General features: G+C 60.0%; 13 protein-coding genes and 2 tRNA genes. 11 read left to right on the top strand and 4 right to left on the bottom strand.

Going from position 1 to position 20,362, the window contains the following annotated elements:
* Window positions 1–7 precede the first annotated feature (7 nt).
* Window positions 8–1,300 (top strand): adenylosuccinate synthase, encoded by a 1,293-nt coding sequence (locus IB250_RS24540; RefSeq protein WP_008068879.1) that lies wholly within the window; start codon window positions 8–10, stop codon window positions 1,298–1,300.
* A gap of 149 nt (window positions 1,301–1,449) precedes the next feature.
* On the top strand, window positions 1,450–3,384 hold the full coding sequence (locus IB250_RS24535; protein ID WP_192345967.1) for a methyl-accepting chemotaxis protein: 1,935 nt from the start codon (window positions 1,450–1,452) through the stop codon (window positions 3,382–3,384).
* 91 nt (window positions 3,385–3,475) lie between these two features.
* On the opposite strand, the gene IB250_RS24530 is transcribed toward IB250_RS24535, so the two are convergent.
* From IB250_RS24530 to IB250_RS24515, 4 genes are all read right to left on the bottom strand, one after another.
* Window positions 3,476–5,041, bottom strand: coding sequence for an ABC transporter permease (locus IB250_RS24530; RefSeq protein ID WP_192345965.1), 1,566 nt, complete (start codon window positions 5,039–5,041; stop codon window positions 3,476–3,478).
* A complete protein-coding gene (locus tag IB250_RS24525; RefSeq protein ID WP_192345963.1) occupies window positions 5,041–6,051 on the bottom strand; it encodes an iron ABC transporter substrate-binding protein in 1,011 nt (336 codons plus the stop codon). Before IB250_RS24525 ends, IB250_RS24530 begins: the two co-directional genes overlap by 1 nt.
* Before the next feature lie 335 nt (window positions 6,052–6,386).
* Window positions 6,387–6,473: transfer RNA gene (locus IB250_RS24520), tRNA-Leu, on the bottom strand.
* A 165-nt stretch (window positions 6,474–6,638) separates the two neighbouring features.
* Window positions 6,639–6,725: transfer RNA gene (locus IB250_RS24515), tRNA-Leu, on the bottom strand.
* 226 nt (window positions 6,726–6,951) lie between these two features.
* Here IB250_RS24515 and rnr point away from each other — a divergent pair.
* From rnr to IB250_RS24470, 9 genes are all read left to right on the top strand, one after another.
* Window positions 6,952–9,591, top strand: a complete 2,640-nt coding sequence (rnr, locus tag IB250_RS24510; RefSeq protein ID WP_192345962.1) for a ribonuclease R — start codon at window positions 6,952–6,954, stop codon at window positions 9,589–9,591.
* Window positions 9,588–10,355, top strand: a complete 768-nt coding sequence (gene rlmB, locus IB250_RS24505; RefSeq protein ID WP_192345960.1) for a 23S rRNA (guanosine(2251)-2'-O)-methyltransferase RlmB — start codon at window positions 9,588–9,590, stop codon at window positions 10,353–10,355. Before rnr ends, rlmB begins: the two co-directional genes overlap by 4 nt.
* Before the next feature lie 310 nt (window positions 10,356–10,665).
* Window positions 10,666–11,088: a 30S ribosomal protein S6 gene (rpsF, locus tag IB250_RS24500; protein WP_095052890.1), complete on the top strand. Its 423-nt coding sequence runs from the start codon at window positions 10,666–10,668 to the stop codon at window positions 11,086–11,088.
* Between the two features lie 28 nt (window positions 11,089–11,116).
* A complete protein-coding gene (gene rpsR / locus IB250_RS24495; protein WP_002551829.1) occupies window positions 11,117–11,347 on the top strand; it encodes a 30S ribosomal protein S18 in 231 nt (76 codons plus the stop codon).
* Window positions 11,348–11,383: 36 nt separating this feature from the next.
* A complete protein-coding gene (locus IB250_RS24490; RefSeq protein WP_007902692.1) occupies window positions 11,384–12,277 on the top strand; it encodes a hypothetical protein in 894 nt (297 codons plus the stop codon).
* A 19-nt stretch (window positions 12,278–12,296) separates the two neighbouring features.
* Window positions 12,297–12,743, top strand: a complete 447-nt coding sequence (rplI, locus tag IB250_RS24485) for a 50S ribosomal protein L9 (RefSeq protein ID WP_003197251.1) — start codon at window positions 12,297–12,299, stop codon at window positions 12,741–12,743.
* A gap of 123 nt (window positions 12,744–12,866) precedes the next feature.
* Complete coding sequence (dnaB, locus tag IB250_RS24480; RefSeq protein ID WP_008068885.1) at window positions 12,867–14,261, top strand: replicative DNA helicase; 1,395 nt, start codon at window positions 12,867–12,869, stop codon at window positions 14,259–14,261.
* Window positions 14,262–14,451: 190 nt separating this feature from the next.
* Window positions 14,452–16,755, top strand: coding sequence for a YgiQ family radical SAM protein (locus IB250_RS24475; protein WP_192345958.1), 2,304 nt, complete (start codon window positions 14,452–14,454; stop codon window positions 16,753–16,755).
* Between the two features lie 318 nt (window positions 16,756–17,073).
* A complete protein-coding gene (locus IB250_RS24470; protein ID WP_192345956.1) occupies window positions 17,074–20,349 on the top strand; it encodes a DUF2126 domain-containing protein in 3,276 nt (1,091 codons plus the stop codon).
* Window positions 20,350–20,362 lie beyond the last annotated feature (13 nt).

Below are 20,362 nucleotides of genomic sequence, written 5' to 3'. Positions count from 1 at the left end.
AAGTGTTATGGGTAAGAATGTCGTAGTCCTGGGCACCCAATGGGGTGATGAGGGCAAAGGCAAGATCGTTGATCTGCTGACCGAACATGCTGCCGCCGTAGTGCGCTACCAAGGTGGCCACAACGCTGGCCACACCCTGGTGATCGACGGCGAAAAAACCGTCTTGCACCTGATTCCGTCGGGCGTGCTGCGCGAAGGCGTGCAGTGCCTGATCGGTAACGGCGTGGTGGTTGCACCCGACGCCCTGCTGCGGGAAATCATCAAGCTGGAAGAGAAAGGCGTACCGGTGCGCGAGCGCCTGCGTATCAGCCCGTCCTGCCCGCTGATCCTGTCCTACCACGTAGCGTTGGACCAGGCCCGTGAAAAGGCCCGTGGCGAGCTGAAGATCGGTACTACCGGTCGCGGCATCGGCCCGGCTTACGAAGACAAGGTTGCCCGTCGCGGTCTGCGCATCGGTGACCTGTTCCATCGCGAGCGTTTCGCCGCCAAGCTGGGCGAGTTGCTGGATTACCACAACTTCGTACTGGTCAATTACTACAAAGAACCGGCAATCGACTTCCAGAAAACACTCGACGAGTGCATGGAATACGCCGAGCTGCTCAAGCCGATGATGGTCGACGTCACCGCTGAACTGCACGAGCTGCGTCGCGCTGGCAAAGACATCATGTTCGAAGGCGCCCAAGGCTCCCTGCTGGACATCGACCACGGCACCTACCCGTACGTCACCAGCTCCAACACCACCGCGGGCGGCATCGCCACTGGTTCGGGTTTTGGCCCGATGTACCTGGATTACATCCTCGGCATCACCAAGGCTTACACCACTCGCGTGGGTTCGGGTCCATTCCCGACTGAACTGTTCGACGACGTCGGTGCTTTCCTGGCCAAGCGTGGCCATGAGTTCGGCGCTACTACCGGCCGTGCTCGTCGTTGCGGCTGGTTCGACGCCGTCATCCTGCGTCGCGCCATCGACGTCAACAGCATTTCGGGCCTGTGCCTGACCAAGCTGGACGTACTGGACGGTCTGGAAACCATCAACATCTGCGTGGGCTACAAGAATCAGGACGGTGCAGTGATCGATGCACCGACTGACGCCGACAGCTACATTGGCCTGGAGCCGGTGTACGAGCAAATGCCAGGCTGGACCGAATCCACCGTCGGTGCCAAGACCCTGGAAGAGCTGCCTCAGGCTGCACGCAACTACATCAAACGCGTCGAAGAGTTGGTCGGTGCTCCGATCGACATTATTTCGACGGGCCCGGACCGCAACGAAACCATCGTTCTGCGTCACCCGTTCGCTTAATAAGTCGTTGATGTAAAACACAAAGGCCCCTTAATTGGGGCCTTTGTCGTTTATGCCTGTCGAACGGCATGACCTTTGCTGTGAACATTGAAAAAGCATCGTTTCTGACGTGCTATCAATTTGATGGCGTCAAAGCAGAGGGATTTTCAGTGTCGGCCGTTCTCTCACTGTTACAAAGCCGTCTCTTGCGGCCCGTGTTCGTTACCCTAGGTATCGCCCTTTTGGTGCAGGTGCTGGTAGCTGTCGCTCTGACCCGGAGCACAGTGACTGCGCTGGAAGCTGATTTGGGTATGCGGTTGGACGCCGATAGCCAAAAGCTCTCTGGTGAGCTTGAGCAGGCAGGTCGTGAAGTCACGTCGAGCCTGGATAGCCTGTCCACCAGTACCCGTCAGCGCCTGACGGCCGGGCTGTCTTCGCGTCTGAAGGACGAACAGGCGCAATTGCGTACGACGCTGGAGAAGGACCTGAAGGATTCGGCCAACGACATGGCGCAGCTTCTGGCTTCGGTCGCACCTCGCGCCATGTGGGACAGCGACATTCCTACCCTGTCCGAATTCGCTCGCCGTGCCCAGCGTAATCCCAACGTTTTGTTCGTGGTCTACGACGACGCCACGGGCCAGCACCTGACGCGCTACCTCAACCGGGAGAACCCGATCAACAAGGCGCTTCTGGAAAAAGGTCAGGGCGAGCGGGCGCTGGACAAGGTACTGGATGCGGCGAAGAACGATCCGTCGGTCTACTACCTTGAAGCCTCGATCAACCCCAATGGGGTGGAGATCGGCAAGGTGTTGATGGGCGTCTCGACCGCCTCCGTGGAAACCGATGTGGCGGCGCTGGACAAGCGATTCTCGGCGCTGATCGCCAGCAGCGATCAACTGGTGGGTGACAGCCTCAAAGGCGCGGCAGCTGACAGCGCGACGGCGATGCGCGGGCGCCTGCAATCGGCACAGTCCACCGCCACTGAAATGAAAGCCAATACCACCACTGCCGTGCAGGAAGCTGCCGGGACTTTGCGCTGGCGCATCGGCATGGGCCTGGCGCTGGTAGGTTTTGGTGTGCTGCTGTTGCTCGCGGTGGTGCTGGGTCGTCGGGTGGTCAATCGCTTGAAGCTGCTGATCGCCGCCATGGATGACCTGGCGGCAGGTGAGGGTGATCTGACCAAGCGTGTGCAGATCAACAGCCAGGACGAGATTGGCGACATGGCCTCGGCGGTCAATCGCTTTGTGGATAAGTTGCAGCCGATCGTGCGGGAGGCGGGCGATGTGGCCCAGCGGACCGGCGTGGAAATCGGCGCCATGACCCTGCGCAATGCCGGCGCCGATGCCGCGGCGGGAATGCAGCGCGATGAAGTGGCCGAAAGCTTGCGCGCGTTATCGCAAATGGCTGACGAAGCTCAGTCTGAAAGCCACGCCATGCAGGCCGCTTTGCAGCAGGTGGTGGGCATTCGTCAGGCCACGGATGAAAACACCCGGACCTCGGCGAAAGTCGGCAGTCTCATTGAGGCATTGGCCGGACAAGTCGACACCGGCGCGAAAGTCATCGAGCGCCTGGCGCAGCAAAGTGAGCAGATTGAAGTGGTGCTGACGGTGATTCACGGGATCGCCGAACAAACCAACTTGCTGGCGTTGAACGCGGCCATTGAAGCGGCGCGTGCCGGCGAGACCGGTCGCGGGTTTGCCGTGGTGGCGGATGAGGTGCGGGCACTGGCGAGCAAGACTCAGAGCTCAACCGGCGACATTCAGGCTCACATTGTTGCGTTGCAGCAGGGCGCGCGCGAGGCCGTCGCGGCAATCGGGCAGGCCGGACGTCAGGCCAGCGAAGGGTTGCTGGTGTTGCGCGACAGTGCGCGGTTGCAGCAGTCGGTGCAGGCGTCGGTCGAGCAGGTGCATGCGGCGATCGGTCTGGCGACACAGGCTGCGGCGCATCAGGCGCAAGGTGCGCAGGCCGTGCGTGGGCGGGTTGAGACCATTCATGCTCAAGCTGAAAAGGCTGCTCAGGCGGTGGTGGAAACCACGGCCAGTGGCAAAGTGCTGGATGGCTTGGCGGCGCAGTTGAAGGCGAGTCTGGGGCAGTTCAGGGCCTGAAGATCAAAAGATCGCAGCCTTCGGCAGCTCCTACACAGGAATATGCGTTTCCCTGTAGGAGCTGCCGAAGGCTGCGATCTTTTTTGCTTTATCAGCGGCTCAAATACATCCGAGTCGTTAGAAGATAAACCGGCAACCCAGATACCACAATCAACAGCGCCGCATAAGGCGCCGCCGCCGCGAACTCCACATTTGCGGTATGCGCCCAGACTTCTGTCGCCAGCGTATTCAGTCCGGTGGGACTCAGCAGCAGCGTTGCCGTCAGCTCCTTCATCGCATCCAGAAACACCAGCGCAAAGGCTGCCCCCAAGGCAGGGAAGATGATCGGCAACGTCACCCGACAAAACGCGCTGAAGGACGACGCTCCCAGCGTGCGTGCGGCCTCTTCCAGTTGCGGTGCTGCCTTGTTCAGCGCCGTACGAATCGGTGCCTGCGCCAACGGCAGAAACAACAGCGCATAAGCAATCAGCAGCAGCGCGGAGGTCTGGTACAGCATCGGCACATAATGCAGGGCGAAATACACCAGAGTCAGCGCAATCACCAATCCCGGCAGCGCATGCAGCAGATACGGTAGGCGCTCGGCCCAGATTGCCAGTCGCCCTTTATGGCGCACCACCAACAATCCCACCGGTACCGCCAGCACCAGGCACAGCGCCGCACCACCGAGAGACAGCGCCAGGGACGACAACAACGCCTCGCTGATCGCGGCGACCGGGAACGCCGCCGACGAACCTACCATCAGCCAGTAAGCCAGCATCCCCAGCGGAATGCCGCTGCCGATGATCGCCAGCAGCAGGCAGTAAAGCTGTCCGACAGTCGTCCATGGCCCCAGGCGAACCTGTTGCGCCTGCCTCGCCGCGCCCTGGCCGGTGCGCACATGTCGGCCCTTGCCACGCACGCGTAGCTCCAGCCATAGCAGCACCAGACACAGCGCCAACAGCACCGCCGAGAGCATCGCTGCGTTAGCGTTGCTGAATTCCAGCTCGAACTGTTGGTAGATCGCTGTCGTGAAAGTCTGCAGCCCGATGATCGACAGCGCGCCGAACTCCACCAGCATGTGCAGCGCAATCAGCAGCGAACCGGCCAGCAGTGACGGCCAGAGCAAAGGCAGGGTGATTTTAAAGAACACGCCCCAGCGATTCTGCCCCAGGGTACGTGCGGACTCCTCCAGGGACGGATCGAGATTGCGCAGGGTTGCCGCCACTGGCAGAAAAATCAGCGGGTATTTGGACAGGGTCATCACCAGAATCGCGCCGCCTAGCCCTTCGAAGTGAGCGCTCAGGGAGACCCAGGTGAAGCTGCTGACAAATGCAGGCACCGCGAACGGCAGGCACAGGATCACGCCCCATAGCCGTCGACCTGGCAGAGTGCTGCGTTCCAGCAACCAGGCGAGCGACAGGCCAATCACGCCGCAGGCCAGGGTGACGCCCACCATCAGCGCCAGCGTGTTACGCAGCAGGCCAAGCACGTAAGGGCGCCACAACAGATGCAGCGCCTCGGCCCAGCCTGCTTGCCAGGTTTTGAGGCTGACATAAGCCAGTGGCAACAGGCTGAGCACCACCAGCAGCAAAACCGGCAGCAACAACCAGATCGACGGCCGCTTGCGCCGTGGCACGTAGCCCCCACGCAAGGCGAGGGCAGATAACGATGCGCTCATCAGTTCAGGCCAACGTCACGTTCCAGGTCCAGGGCTTCTTCGGCGTTGCCGAGATCGGCGGGCGTGACTTTCGGCGCTTGCAGTTCGCTGAACGGCTTGAGGCCGCGATCCGATTCCATGCCTTTGTGCAGCGGGTATTCGGCGGTGGTCTGGGTGATCACGCGCTGACCTTCTTCGCTGGCCATGTAGGCGAGGAATTGCTGGGCTTCTTTTGGATGTTTGCTGGATTTCAGTACAGCGGCGCTGGAAACGGTGATCAACCCGCCGACGTCGCCGCCGGTGAAGTAATGCAGTTTCGAATCGAGCTGGCCTTTTTCACGCTGCAAGGCGAACCAGTAGTAATTGTTCACCAGTACGGTGGCGACTTCGCCGTTTTCCACAGCCTTCAGCGCGACCATGTTGTTGCTGTAGGTCTTGCCGAAAGCGCGCAGGCCGGTGAGCCATTCTTCGGCGGCGTCCATGCCGTGGACTTTAATGATCGCTACGGCCTGTTCCTGGAATGCGCCGCTGGTGGGCACGAAGCCGACTTTGCCTTGCCATTTCGGGTCGGAGAATTCCATTACCGACTTGGGCAGGTCTTTTTCATCGATCAACTTGGGATTGAACGCAACCACGCGGACTCGCGCAGTGATACCGATCCAGGTGCCGTTGCCGGCGACGTAGTCCTTTGGCAGAACGGCGAGGGTGGCGGCGTCGGTCTGAGCCAGCAGGCCTTGTTCGCCGAGTTTGTTCAGTGGTGGGGATTCTTCGGTGTAGATCACGTCGGCGGGGGAGCGATCACCTTCTTCGACGATCTGGCTGGCGAGCTGGTTGCTGCTGCCCTTGCGCACATTGACGTGAATCCCGGTCCTGGCTTCGAAGGCTTTGGCGACGGCGTCGCCGACTTCCTTGTGTTGGCCGTTATAGAGTGTCAGGGAAACCGGATCGGCGGCTTGGGTGAGGGGAGTGGCGAGTGTCAGGCCGAGCAGGGTGATGGTCAGGCCGCGGCGCAGGGTATTTCGAAACATCATTCGCAGGGTTCCTCACTGTCGCATTGCAAAAACTTGTAACAATGATAAACGATATTGTTTCTCATGTGCGTCTTGCGGGTCTGAGGAGTGTTTGCTAGAGGGGTGGGGGCGAGTTTTTGTGGCGAGGGAGCTTGCTCCCGTTCGGCTGCGAAGCAGTCGTAAATCCTGAGAGTGCGGTGTAACTATTGGAATGATGAGGAGCGCTTCGCGCTCCAGCGGTAGCAAGCTCCCTCGCCACAGGGAAGTAATGGCTTGGGGTTTTCGAAAACCAGAAACGCAAAAACCCGCTTTCGCGGGTTTCTGTGAAATTCAAGATCGTGACCTTGAATTTGAATTGGTGCCCAGAAGAAGACTCGAACTTCCACGACCTTGCGGTCACCAGCACCTGAAGCTGGCGTGTCTACCAATTTCACCATCTGGGCATAATCGCAAGCGTTGCCGCTGTTGATGTGGCGCACTATACGGAGAGCATTTTGATCTGTAAACCCCTGATTTAATTTTAATAAACCGGAAGCCTTAAATGCAAAAACCCGCTTTCGCGGGTTTTTGTGTGAGCCTTGAAATTGTTCTAATCTCAAGCTCGAAATTGGTGCCCAGAAGAAGACTCGAACTTCCACGACCTTGCGGTCACCAGCACCTGAAGCTGGCGTGTCTACCAATTTCACCATCTGGGCAGTATCGGCAGCGCGTGTGCGTCGTCGATGGCGCGCACTATACGGAGCGTCTTTTTAACTGTAAACCCCCGACATCGAAAAAACCTGGAAAATTTCTCCAGTGGTATTCAAATCAGCTTTGCGATGTCGATAAAGGGCTTTAGATAGGCTGTCATAGCCTGAAATTTCCCGTTTCATTACGCCTATGCCAAACTAACCCGCATATAGACAAGGTGAAAACTCTCTAATGGCCGATTGGCAGTCCCTCGATCCCGAGGCCGCTCGTGAAGCGGAAAAATATGAAAACCCTATTCCTAGCCGCGAACTGATCCTTCAGCACCTTGCTGATCGAGGTTCGCCTGCTAACCGCGAACAGCTGGTCGAAGAGTTTGGTCTGACCACAGAAGACCAGATCGAAGCCCTGCGTCGTCGCCTGCGCGCCATGGAGCGCGACGCTCAACTCATCTATACCCGTCGCGGCACCTATGCGCCGGTGGACAAGCTCGACCTGATCCTGGGCCGCATCAGCGGTCACCGTGACGGCTTCGGCTTTCTGGTCCCGGACGACGGCAGCGACGACCTGTTCATGAGCCCGGCGCAAATGCGTCTGGTGTTCGATGGCGACCGTGCCCTGGCGCGTGTTTCCGGCCTGGACCGTCGCGGTCGCCGTGAAGGCATGATCGTCGAAGTGGTGTCCCGTGCCCACGAGACCATCGTCGGTCGTTACTTCGAAGAGGGCGGTATCGGTTTCGTCGTCGCGGACAATCCGAAGATCCAGCAAGAAGTGCTGGTGACTCCGGGCCGTAACGCCAATGCCCAGATCGGTCAATTCGTCGAAGTGAAGATCACTCACTGGCCGACGCCACGCTTCCAGCCGCAAGGCGACGTGGTCGAAGTCGTGGGTAACTACATGGCGCCGGGCATGGAAATCGATGTCGCCCTGCGCACCTACGATATTCCTCACGTCTGGCCTGAAGCGGTGCTCAAGGAAGCCGCCAAGCTCAAGCCGGAAGTCGAAGAGAAAGACAAAGAGAAGCGCATCGACCTGCGCCATTTGCCGTTCGTGACCATCGACGGCGAAGATGCACGCGACTTCGATGACGCGGTCTACTGCGAAGCCAAGCCGGGCAAGCTACGCCTGTTCTCCGGTGGCTGGAAGTTGTACGTGGCGATTGCCGACGTTTCCAGCTACGTGAAAATCGGTTCGGCACTGGATAACGAATCCCAGGTTCGTGGCAACTCGGTGTACTTCCCCGAGCGCGTCGTGCCGATGCTGCCTGAGCAGTTGTCCAACGGTCTGTGCTCGCTGAACCCGCACGTCGATCGGCTGGCGATGGTCTGCGAGATGACCATCTCCAAATCCGGCGAAATGACCGACTACTGCTTCTACGAAGCGGTGATTCATTCCCATGCTCGCCTGACCTACAACAAGGTCAGCGCCATGCTGGAGACCCCGAAAGCCACCGAAGCGCGTCAGCTCCGTGGTGAGTACACCGACGTCCTGCCACACCTCAAGCAGCTGTACGCGCTGTACAAGGTTCTGCTGGCGGCCCGTCACGTGCGTGGCGCGATCGATTTCGAAACGCAGGAAACCCGGATCATCTTCGGCTCCGAGCGCAAGATCGCCGAAATCCGTCCGACCGTTCGCAACGACGCCCACAAGCTGATCGAGGAATGCATGCTGGCGGCCAACGTGGCCACTGCAGAGTTCCTGAAGAAGCACGAAATCCCTGCGCTGTATCGCGTCCACGACGGCCCGCCGCCGGAGCGTCTGGAAAAACTGCGCGCCTTCCTTGGCGAGCTCGGTCTGTCCCTGCACAAAGGCAAGGATGGTCCGTCGCCGAAGGATTACCAGGCTTTGCTGGCGAGCATCAAGGACCGTCCGGATTTCCACCTGATCCAGACCGTCATGCTGCGTTCGTTGAGCCAAGCGGTGTACAGCGCCGATAACCAGGGCCACTTCGGCCTGAATTACGAAGCCTATACCCACTTCACCTCGCCGATTCGCCGCTACCCGGACTTGCTCACGCACCGGGCGATTCGCAGCGTCATCCATTCGAAAATGGACACCCCGCACGTTCGCCGTGCCGGTGCGATGACCATCCCGAAAGCGCGCATCTATCCGTACGACGAAGCGATCCTGGAGCAGCTCGGCGAGCAGTGCTCGATGAGCGAGCGCCGTGCCGACGAAGCGACCCGCGACGTGGTGAACTGGCTCAAGTGCGAGTTCATGAAAGACCGTGTGGGCGAGTCGTTCCCGGGTGTGATCACTGCCGTGACCGGTTTTGGTCTGTTCGTCGAACTGACCGATATCTACGTCGAAGGCCTGGTGCACGTCACCGCGCTGCCGGGCGATTACTACCACTTCGATCCTGTACACCACCGCCTCGCCGGTGAGCGTACCGGTCGCAGCTTCCGCCTTGGCGACACCGTTGAAGTTCGCGTCATGCGCGTCGACCTCGATGAGCGCAAGATCGATTTCGAGATGGCTGAAAAAACCATCAGCGCGCCGATCGGCCGCAAGAAGCGTGGGGCTGAAACCGCTGCTCCGGCTGCCTCTTCTACAAAAACAGCCGCAGAGCCGGCGCCGGCGAAAACCGGCCGTCGTCCTGCCAAGGAAAAGGCTGTCGAAGCCTATCGCCCGAGCGATGCCGCGGCAAAAAATGCCGAGTTGCGCAAAAGTCGTGAACTGAAACAGGCGTTGCTGTCTGAAGCGAAAAGCGGCGGTAAAGCGGCGTCTGGGGGAAAGACCGGGCGGTCGGCGCCTGAGAAGGCCTCCGGCGGCAAGCCAGCAAAACCGAGCAAACACCGTAAAGGCCCGCCAAAAGCGGGTTCCGCTCCAGCCGCCAGAAGCGGCGGGGCGCGTAAACCTAAGGCCAAGTCATGAGTCAGTTGGAAAAGATCTATGGCGTGCACGCTGTAGAAGCGTTACTGCGTCACCACCCAAAGCGCGTCAAGCAGATCTGGCTGGCTGAAGGCCGCAGTGATCCGCGGGTACAGACGTTGATCGAACTCGCTGCCGAAAATCGCGTAGCGGTCGGTCAGGCTGAGCGTCGTGAACTGGATGCGTGGGTAGATGGCGTGCACCAGGGCGTGGTCGCGGACGTGAGTCCGAGTCAGGTCTGGGGCGAAGCGATGCTCGACGAATTGCTCGATCGCACTGAAGGCGCACCGCTGTTACTGGTGCTCGACGGCGTGACCGATCCGCACAACCTCGGTGCTTGCCTGCGTTCCGCCGATGCGGCGGGTGCGCTGGCGGTGATCGTGCCAAAGGACAAGTCAGCCACCCTGACCCCGACGGTGCGTAAAGTCGCCTGCGGCGCGGCGGAAGTGATTCCGTTGGTGGCGGTAACCAACCTGGCGCGCACCCTGGAAAAACTCAAGCAGCGTGGCTTGTGGGTTGTCGGTACAGCGGGCGAGGCTGAGCAGGATCTGTATCAGCAAGACCTGACCGGCCCGACCATCCTGATCATGGGTGCGGAAGGCAGCGGAATGCGTCGCCTGACTCGCGATCTTTGCGATTACCTGGTGCGTCTGCCAATGGCGGGCAGTGTCAGCAGTCTCAACGTTTCCGTGGCGACTGGCGTGTGCCTGTTCGAGGCCCTGCGTCAGCGTGGCGCCAAGGCGAAGGTTGCTGCCAAGAAGTCCTGATTCAGCGGTAAACCTCTCCTGTGGGAGCTAGCCTGCTAGCGATGGCGGAGTAACATTCAGCATCAATGTTGAATGTTATTTCCTCATCGCTAGCAGGCTAGCTCCCACCGTGGTTTGTGTTTTGGGCAAATAATCGTGGTTGTTCAAATAATCACCAATTGCCTTGCGCCTCTCTTGTCCCTTCTCTACAATTGCGCCCCTTGCTGTGACGGCAGGCACGCATGTGTCTATCGCAAGCAAGTCCATAAGTGTCATTCACTCCTTGTCTGACCGCTTTTGAGCGGCAGGCTACAACCCGTAAGGAGCATTCATGCGTCATTACGAAATCATCTTTTTGGTCCACCCGGATCAAAGCGAGCAAGTCGGCGGCATGGTTGAGCGTTACACCAAGCTGATCGAAGAAGACGGCGGCAAAATCCACCGTCTGGAAGATTGGGGCCGTCGTCAACTGGCCTACGCAATCAACAATGTTCACAAGGCTCACTACGTGATGCTGAACGTTGAATGCACTGGCAAGGCCCTGGCCGAGCTGGAAGACAACTTCCGCTACAACGATGCAGTGATCCGTAACCTGGTCATCCGTCGCGAAGAAGCCGTTACCGGCCAATCCGAGATGCTCAAGGCTGAAGAAAACCGCAGTGAGCGCCGTGAGCGTCGCGACCGTCCTGAGCACTCCGACGCTGATAGCGTTGATGGTGATGACAGCGACGCCAGCGATAACGCTGACGAGTAATCCACGGACCTTTTGAGGAGCCTATTACATGGCACGTTTCTTCCGTCGTCGTAAATTCTGCCGCTTCACCGCTGAAGACGTGAAAGAGATCGATTACAAAGATCTCAACACTCTGAAAGCTTACGTATCCGAGACCGGCAAAATCGTTCCAAGCCGCATCACCGGTACCAAAGCTCGTTATCAGCGTCAGCTGGCCACCGCTATCAAGCGCGCCCGCTTCCTGGCCCTGCTGGCCTACACCGACAGCCACGGCCGCTGAGACCGGGCAGTCGACACGTAGCAAAGGATTGAATGCATGCGCGCCTTAGCTGAGTTCATCATGCGCGGCCGTATGCAGGCCACTCTGGTAGTGGCCGGATGCGCAACGTTGCCGTTGTTGTATTGGTTGGGTGCTGCCGCCGGATGCCTTGTGCTCCTGCGGCGCGGATTGAAGGACGCCTTGGGCGTTCTTGCTCTGGGACTGCTGCCGGCGTTGATCTGGTGGCTTTACTCCGACGACCCACGGGCACTTCTGGTGCTGCTGGGGTCTTCGAGCCTTGCGTTGGTTTTGCGCGCAAGCGAGTCCTGGAACCGCGTGCTGCTGGTCAGCATAGCGATGGGATTGGTGTTTTCAGTGGTGCTGGGGGCGGCTTTTGCGCCCCAGATCGAGATGCTGGCGCAGGCTTTGATAAAAGTCATGCCGTCGCTACTCGGTGATGTCTACCAGCAATTGTCGGTAGACGAGCAAGCGCGTTTCGCGTCCCTGATTGCTCCGGTCCTGACCGGCCTGATTGCGGCCTTGTTGCAAATCGTCAGTGTGCTGAGCCTGATTGTCGGGCGCTACTGGCAGGCGTTGTTGTACAACCCGGGTGGTTTTGGTCGCGAGTTTCGCGCCATCCGAATCCCGCTTTTACCGGCGATGTTGCTGCTGGTGTTGATGCTTCTGGGGCCTAACTTAGGCTCGCAGATGGCCATGTTGACACCGTTGTGCAGCGTACCGCTGGTGTTCGCCGGGCTGGCCCTGATTCACGGGCTGGTGGCGCAAAAGCGACTGGCCAAATTCTGGCTGGTGGGGTTGTACGTCACGCTGTTGCTGTTCATGCAACTGATCTATCCGTTGCTGGTGGTCTTGGCCATCGTCGACAGCCTGATTGATTTTCGCGGTCGTTCGGCACCGAAAGATGCCGATAACGCGAACGGTGAAGGTTAAAAGTTAAGAGGATTTTCACATGCAACTGATCCTTCTGGAAAAAGTCACCAACCTGGGCAACCTGGGTGACAAAGTGAACGTTAAGGCTGGTTACGGTCGTAACTACCTGCTGCCTTACGGCAAAGCTACCGCTGCGACCGCTGCCAACCTGGCTGCGTTCGAAGAGCGTCGCGCTGAGCTGGAAAAAGCCGCAGCAGACCGTAAAACTTCGGCTGAAAGCCGTGCCGCCCAACTGGCTGAGCTGGAAGTGACTATCACTGCCACCGCTGGTGACGAAGGCAAGCTGTTCGGTTCGATCGGCACCCACGACATCGCTGATGCACTGACCGCCTCTGGCGTTGAAGTTGCAAAAAGCGAAGTTCGTCTGCCGAACGGCACCATCCGCAACGTAGGCGAATTCGACGTAGCCGTGCACCTGCACGCCGAAGTTGAAGCCACCGTACGCGTTGTCGTGGTAGCAGCTTAAGCAGCACTTGTCGGCTGGCACCCTCGGGTGCTTGCCGGTAACATCGGGCACGATCCTGTTTACAGGTCGTGCCCTTTGTCTTTCTGCGGTTCCTGATTTTCTACAAACTAATTTCAAGTGGCCATGAACGATATTTCCGCTCCCGAGCAATACGATCTGCAAACCGCTGCCCTGAAGGTGCCGCCGCATTCCATCGAGGCCGAACAGGCCGTGCTCGGTGGTCTGATGCTGGACAACAACGCCTGGGAACGCGTGCTCGATCAGGTCTCGGACGGCGATTTCTATCGTCATGACCACCGTTTGATCTTCCGTGCGATCGCCAAGCTCGCCGACCAGAACTCCCCCATCGACGTCGTGACCCTTGCCGAGCAATTGGACAAGGAAGGTCAGACCTCGCAAGTCGGTGGCCTCGGCTACCTGGGTGAGCTGGCGAAAAACACGCCGTCCGTCGCCAACATCAAGGCCTATGCGCAAATCGTTCGTGCGCGGGCGACCTTACGGCAACTGATCGGCATCGCCACCGAAATTGCCGACAGCGCTTTCAACCCGGAAGGCCGCACGGCTGAAGAGATTCTCGACGAAGCTGAGCGGCAGATCTTCCAGATCGCCGAGGCCCGGCCAAAAACCGGCGGCCCGGTGAGTGTGAATGACCTGCTGACCAAGGCTATCGACCGCATCGACACGTTGTTCAACACCGACAACGCCATCACCGGCCTGTCCACCGGTTATACCGACCTCGACGAGAAGACCAGCGGCTTGCAGCCTGCCGACCTGATCATCGTCGCCGGCCGTCCGTCCATGGGTAAAACCACCTTTGCGATGAACCTGGTGGAAAACGCCGTGTTGCGCAGCGACAAGTGCGTACTGGTTTACTCGCTGGAGATGCCAGGCGAATCGCTGATCATGCGTATGCTGTCGTCCCTTGGGCGTATCGACCAGACCAAGGTCCGGGCCGGTCGCCTGGACGACGACGATTGGCCGCGCCTGACCTCGGCGGTCAACCTGCTGAACGATCGCAAGCTGTTCATCGACGACACGGCAGGTATCAGCCCCTCGGAGATGCGCGCGCGGACCCGGCGTCTGGTGCGTGAACACGGCGACATCGCCCTGATCATGATCGACTACCTGCAGTTGATGCAGATTCCAGGTTCCGGCGGCGACAACCGGACCAACGAGATTTCCGAGATCTCCCGTTCCTTGAAAGCCCTCGCCAAGGAATTCAACTGCCCCGTAGTGGCGCTGTCTCAGCTCAACCGCTCCCTGGAGCAACGACCGAACAAACGCCCGATCAACTCCGACCTCCGGGAATCCGGAGCGATCGAGCAGGATGCTGACGTGATTATGTTCGTGTACCGGGATGAGGTGTACCACCCGGAAACCGAGCATAAAGGCATCGCCGAGATCATCATCGGCAAGCAGCGGAACGGCCCGATCGGCACGTCACGACTGGCGTTCATCGGTAAGTACACCCGCTTCGAAAACCTGGCGCCGGGCAGCTACAATTTCGACGACGAATAAGTTGTGTAGTGCCTGAGAGGGCCCCATCGCGGGCAAGCCCGCTCCCACAGGGATCACACCGAACCTGTGGGAGCGGGCTTGCCCGCGATGGGGTCGCCGCAATTTCCGACCATAGCCGTCGGAATTGGTCAAATTTTGTGCTATATTCCGCGCCCGCGAAATTCAATGAAAGCCAACACCGGTTATCGACATGCAAGCAGCCAAGCCGTTATTTGACTATCCCAAGTACTGGGCCGAATGTTTCGGGCCAGCGCCATTCCTGCCGATGAGCAGGGAGGAGATGGATCAGCTTGGCTGGGATTCCTGCGACATCATCATCGTCACCGGTGATGCCTACGTCGACCACCCGTCGTTCGGCATGGCGATCATCGGCCGGCTGCTGGAGGCCCAAGGCTTCCGCGTCGGGATCATTGCGCAGCCGAACTGGCAGTCCAAAGACGACTTCATGAAGCTCGGCGAGCCAAACCTGTTCTTCGGCGTCGCGGCCGGCAACATGGACTCGATGATCAACCGCTACACCGCCGACAAGAAAATCCGTTCCGACGATGCCTACACCCCCGGTGGCCTGGCGGGCAAACGTCCGGACCGCGCGAGCCTGGTTTACAGCCAGCGCTGCAAGGAAGCCTACAAGCACGTGCCGATCGTGCTCGGTGGCATCGAAGCCTCCCTGCGCCGCATCGCCCACTACGATTACTGGCAGGACCGGGTGCGCAACTCGATCCTGATCGACGCTTGCGCCGATATCCTGCTCTACGGCAACGCCGAGCGTGCGATTGTCGAAGTCGCCCAGCGTCTGTCATTCGGTCACAAGATCGAAGACATCACCGATGTGCGTGGCACCGCGTTCATTCGTCGTGACACGCCAAAAGACTGGTTCGAGATCGACTCCACGCGCATTGACCGTCCGGGCAAGGTCGACAAGATCATCAACCCGTACGTGAACACCCAGGACACCCAGGCTTGCGCGATCGAGCAGGAAAAGGGGCCGGTTGAAGACCCGAACGAAGCGAAGGTCGTGCAATTGCTGCCGAACCCGCGCCTCACCCGGGAGAAAACGGTCATCCGCCTGCCGTCGATGGAAAAAGTCCGTGGCGACTCGGTGCTCTACGCCCACGCCAACCGCGTGCTTCACCTGGAAACCAACCCGGGCAACGCCCGTGCGCTGGTGCAGAAGCATGGCGAAGTGGACGTCTGGTTCAACCCGCCTCCGATTCCGATGACCACCGAAGAAATGGACTACGTGTTCGGCATGCCTTACGCACGGGTTCCGCACCCGGCGTACGGCAAGGAAAAGATTCCTGCCTACGACATGATCCGCTTCTCGGTGAACATCATGCGCGGCTGCTTCGGTGGCTGTACGTTCTGCTCGATCACCGAGCACGAAGGCCGGATCATCCAGAACCGTTCCGAAGAGTCGATCATTCGCGAAATCGAAGAGATCCGCGACAAGGTGCCAGGCTTCACCGGGGTGATCTCCGACCTCGGCGGCCCGACCGCGAACATGTACCGCATTGCCTGCAAGAGCCCGGTCATCGAATCCGCGTGCCGCAAGCCGTCCTGCGTGTTCCCGGGCATCTGTGAAAACCTCAACACCGATCACTCGTCGCTGATCCAGCTCTATCGCAGCGCCCGTGCCTTGCCGGGTGTGAAGAAGATCCTGATCGCATCCGGCCTGCGTTACGACCTCGCGGTCGAGTCGCCGGAATACGTCAAGGAGCTGGTGACCCACCACGTTGGTGGTTACCTGAAGATCGCCCCGGAACATACCGAGGAAGGTCCGCTCAACCAGATGATGAAACCGGGCATCGGCAGCTATGACAAGTTCAAGCGCATGTTCGAGAAGTACACCAAGGAAGCCGGGAAAGAGCAGTACCTGATTCCGTACTTCATCGCCGCTCACCCGGGCACCACCGACGAAGACATGATGAACCTGGCCCTGTGGCTCAAGGGCAACGGTTTCCGTGCCGACCAGGTGCAGGCGTTCTACCCGTCGCCGATGGCTACCGCTACCGCGATGTACCACTCGGGCAAGAACCCGCTGCGCAAGGTCACTTACAAGAGTGACGCCGTGACCATCGTCAAGAGCGAAGAACAGCGTCGCCTGCACAAGGCGTTCTTGCGTTATCACGACCCCAAAGGCTGGCCGATGCTGCGTGAAGCGTTGACCCGCATGGGCCGCGCCGATCTGATCGGGCCGGGCAAGAACCAGTTGATCCCGCTGCATCAACCGGCGACCGACAGTTACCAGAGCGCCCGTCGCAAGAACTCGACACCGGCCGGCAGCCACAAAGTGGCCGGGGAAAAGACCACCAAGATCCTGACCCAGCACACCGGTCTGCCACCGCGTGCCAGCGATGGCGGTAACCCGTGGGACAAGCGTGAACAGGCCAAGGCCGCGGCATTCGCCCGCAACCAGCAGGCGGCCAAGGAGCGCAAGGATGCGGCCAAAGGCAAGGGGCCCAAGCCTGCGCGCAAGCCGGTAGTGCCGCGCTAAGTCTCGTTTGAGCTGAACAGAACGCCAACCTTCGGGTTGGCGTGATCGTTCCCACGCTCCGCGTGGGAATGCCTCAAGGGACGCTCCGCGTCCAGTGACGCGGAGCGTCACGGGCTGCATTCCCACGCAGAGCGTGGGAACGATCAAGCCCCAACCCTCCCTCCGCCACATTTATGTGCAACTCTCCCAAACCAATTTCCCGCATCGCCCGATTTTGGTGCTGTACTGCCCTGAGCAAATCTGTGAAAGCGCCAGCCTGCCGGATGGCATAAGTCTTGCGCGCTTTCGATAACGCTTAAGGCTCGCAGGAGGCACGCCGTGTCGATTCATGTCGCATTGCATCACGTCACGCATTACCGCTACGACCGCGCCGTCGAGCTCGGTCCGCAGATCGTTCGCCTGCGCCCGGCTGCCCATAGCCGCACGCGGATACTGTCCTATGCGCTGAAAGTCTCGCCCGAGCAGCATTTCATCAACTGGCAGCAGGACCCCCAGGGCAATTACCTGGCGCGGTTGGTGTTCCCGGAGAAAACCGATGAGCTGCGGATCGAGGTCGACTTGCTGGCGGAGATGGCGGTGTTCAATCCGTTCGACTTCTTCCTCGAGCCCTACGCCGAAAAGATCCCTTTCGCCTATGCCGCGGATGAGTGCAAAGAGCTGGCGCCGTACCTGGAAACCTTGCCCCTGACGCCGAAATTCAAGGCCTATCTGGACGGCATCGATCGCACGCCGCTACCGAGCGTGGATTTCCTGGTCGCGCTCAACCAGCGCCTCAGCGAAGACATCGGCTACCTGATTCGCATGGAACCAGGCGTACAGACCCCGGAACACACTCTTGAGCATGCCTCCGGTTCCTGCCGCGACTCGGCGTGGTTGCTGGTGCAGTTGCTGCGCAACCTCGGCCTGGCGGCGCGTTTCGTGTCCGGTTACCTGATTCAGTTGACCGCCGATGTCAAAAGCCTCGACGGCCCCTCGGGCACCGAAGTGGACTTCACTGACCTGCACGCCTGGTGCGAGGTCTATTTGCCTGGCGCTGGCTGGATCGGCCTGGACGCGACTTCAGGGCTGTTTGCCGGTGAAGGACACATTCCGTTGGCGTGTAGTCCCGATCCGTCCTCTGCGGCACCGATCAGTGGCCTGGTAGAACCGTGCGAGTGCGAATTCACCCACGAAATGTCGGTCGAGCGGATTTGGGAAGCGCCGCGAGTCACGAAGCCCTACACCGAGGACCAATGGCTGGCGATTCAGGCATTGGGCCGGCAGATCGATGTCGACCTGCTTGAAGGCGACGTGCGCCTGACCATGGGCGGCGAGCCGACGTTCGTTTCCATCGATGACCCGGACGGCGCGGAGTGGAACACTGCAGCGCTTGGGCCCGACAAGCGTAGGCTGTCGGCCGAACTGTTCCAGCGCATGCGCAAGCATTACGCGCCCAAGGGACTGGTGCATTTTGGTCAGGGCAAGTGGTATCCCGGTGAGCAACTGCCGCGCTGGTCGCTGAACTGCTACTGGCGCCGCGATGGCGTACAGATCTGGCACAACAGCGCATTGATCGCCGATGAGCAGGAAGACTATGGCGCCGATGGCGAGTTGGCCGGGCGTTTTCTGGCGAGTGTCGCCGAACGCCTGAAAATTCCGACACGCTTTGTGTTCCCGGCCTACGAAGACAATTTCTATTACCTCTGGCGCGAAGGCGCTTTGCCGCAGAACGTCAGCGCCGAAGACTCACGTCTCGAAGAGCCTTTGGAGCGTGCGCGACTGCGCAAAGTCTTCAGTCAGGGGCTGGACAAGGTGATTGGCCAGGTCCTGCCGCTGGCGCGCACCGCCAAGGGCGATCAGTGGCAGAGCGGTCGCTGGTATCTGCGGGAAGAGCATTGCCGATTGGTGCCGGGGGATTCGCCGCTGGGGTATCGCTTGCCACTCGGTTCGCAGCCCTGGGTGAAGGCAGCGGAGTACCCGTTCATTCATCCTGTCGACCCGAATCAGGATTTCCCTGAGCTGCCAGGCACTGACCAGCTACAGCATCACGCTCAACCGCAAGCGGCCAACGAGCGTGCGCCAAAGATCGACGAGTCCGCCGACTGGCTGACCCGCACCGCCTTCTGCGCCGAAGCGCGAGAAGGCCGGTTGTACCTGTTCATGCCGCCACTGGAGCGGGTCGAGGACTATCTGGAACTGGTCACCGCCATCGAAGCCACCGCCGAGGAATTGCATTGCCCAGTGTTGCTGGAAGGCTATGAACCGCCGAGCGATCCGCGCCTGAGCAACTTTCGCATTACTCCGGATCCGGGCGTGATCGAGGTCAACGTCCAGCCGTCCGCCACCTGGGATGAGTTGGTGGAGCGCACCGAGTTTCTTTATGAAGAGGCGCGCCAGACGCGACTGACCACCGAGAAGTTCATGATCGACGGCCGGCACACCGGGACCGGCGGCGGCAACCATTTCGTATTGGGTGGCGCGACCCCGGCTGACTCACCGTTTCTGCGCCGTCCCGATCTGCTGCGCAGCCTGATCAGTTACTGGCATAACCATCCATCCTTGTCCTACCTGTTTTCCGGATTGTTCATCGGCCCGACGTCTCAGGCGCCGAGGGTGGATGAGGCGCGCAACGATTCGCTGTACGAACTGGAAATCGCCTTCGCTCAGATGCCGAAGCCGGGCGAGGAGTGTCCACCCTGGCTGGTGGATCGCTTGCTGCGCAATTTGCTGATCGACGTGACCGGCAACACCCACCGCGCCGAGTTCTGCATCGACAAACTCTATTCGCCGGACGGCGCCACCGGGCGCCTCGGATTGTTAGAGTTGCGAGCGTTTGAAATGCCGCCCCATGCGCGAATGAGCCTGGCTCAGCAGTTGTTGCTGCGGGCGCTGGTGGCGCGGTTCTGGCGCGAGCCTTATGCGCCGCCGAAACTGGCGCGCTGGGGCACAGAGCTGCACGACCGGTTCCTGTTGCCGCACTTTATCGAGCAGGATTTCGCTGACGTCATTGTCGACCTCAATGCCGCCGGTTATCCCGTGCGGGCCGAGTGGTTCGCAGCGCATCTGGAATTCCGTTTTCCCAAGGTCGGCGACTATGCGGTCAGCGGGATTGAGCTGGAGTTGCGTCAGGCGCTCGAGCCTTGGCATGTACTCGGCGAGGAAGGTGCGGCGGGTGGTACGGTGCGTTACGTGGATTCGTCGCTGGAGCGTTTGCAGGTCAAGCTCAGCGGCCTGCCGCCTCAGCGTTATCTGCTGACGTGCAATGGCATCCCGGTGCCATTGCAACCCACGGGTCGGGTCGGTGAGTTCGTCGCCGGCGTACGCTTTCGGGCCTGGCAACCGGCCAACTGCCTGCAACCGACCATCCCGGTCCATGCGCCGCTGGTGTTCGACGTGCTCGACACCTGGATGGGGCGTTCGCTGGGCGGTTGTCAGTACCACGTGGCCCATCCGGGCGGGCGCAACTACGACAGCCTGCCGGTGAACGCCAACGAGGCCGAGAGCCGGCGGATGGCGCGTTTCTTCCGTGTCGGACACACGCCTGGGAAACTTCCTATACCGAATCTGGAAATCAACGACGAGCTGCCGATGACTCTCGATTTGCGACGTTTCTAAACCGTACGCGACG

The organism is Pseudomonas sp. PDM09 (assembly GCF_014852305.1).
Taxonomy (GTDB): Bacteria; Pseudomonadota; Gammaproteobacteria; order Pseudomonadales; family Pseudomonadaceae; genus Aquipseudomonas.
The sequence above is the reverse complement of the archived record's forward strand: the minus strand, read 5'-3'. Positions and strand labels throughout refer to the sequence as shown.

Coding starts and splice junctions, on each gene's coding strand:
- rnr (WP_192345962.1), top strand. CDS start 6,952: ATGGCCGATTGGCAGTCCCTCGATCCCGAGGCCGCTCGTGAAGCGGAA.
- IB250_RS24525 (WP_192345963.1), bottom strand. CDS start 6,051: ATGATGTTTCGAAATACCCTGCGCCGCGGCCTGACCATCACCCTGCTC.
- rlmB (WP_192345960.1), top strand. CDS start 9,588: ATGAGTCAGTTGGAAAAGATCTATGGCGTGCACGCTGTAGAAGCGTTA.
- rplI (WP_003197251.1), top strand. CDS start 12,297: ATGCAACTGATCCTTCTGGAAAAAGTCACCAACCTGGGCAACCTGGGT.
- IB250_RS24475 (WP_192345958.1), top strand. CDS start 14,452: ATGCAAGCAGCCAAGCCGTTATTTGACTATCCCAAGTACTGGGCCGAA.
- IB250_RS24490 (WP_007902692.1), top strand. CDS start 11,384: ATGCGCGCCTTAGCTGAGTTCATCATGCGCGGCCGTATGCAGGCCACT.
- rpsF (WP_095052890.1), top strand. CDS start 10,666: ATGCGTCATTACGAAATCATCTTTTTGGTCCACCCGGATCAAAGCGAG.
- IB250_RS24540 (WP_008068879.1), top strand. CDS start 8: ATGGGTAAGAATGTCGTAGTCCTGGGCACCCAATGGGGTGATGAGGGC.
- rpsR (WP_002551829.1), top strand. CDS start 11,117: ATGGCACGTTTCTTCCGTCGTCGTAAATTCTGCCGCTTCACCGCTGAA.
- dnaB (WP_008068885.1), top strand. CDS start 12,867: ATGAACGATATTTCCGCTCCCGAGCAATACGATCTGCAAACCGCTGCC.
- IB250_RS24530 (WP_192345965.1), bottom strand. CDS start 5,041: ATGAGCGCATCGTTATCTGCCCTCGCCTTGCGTGGGGGCTACGTGCCA.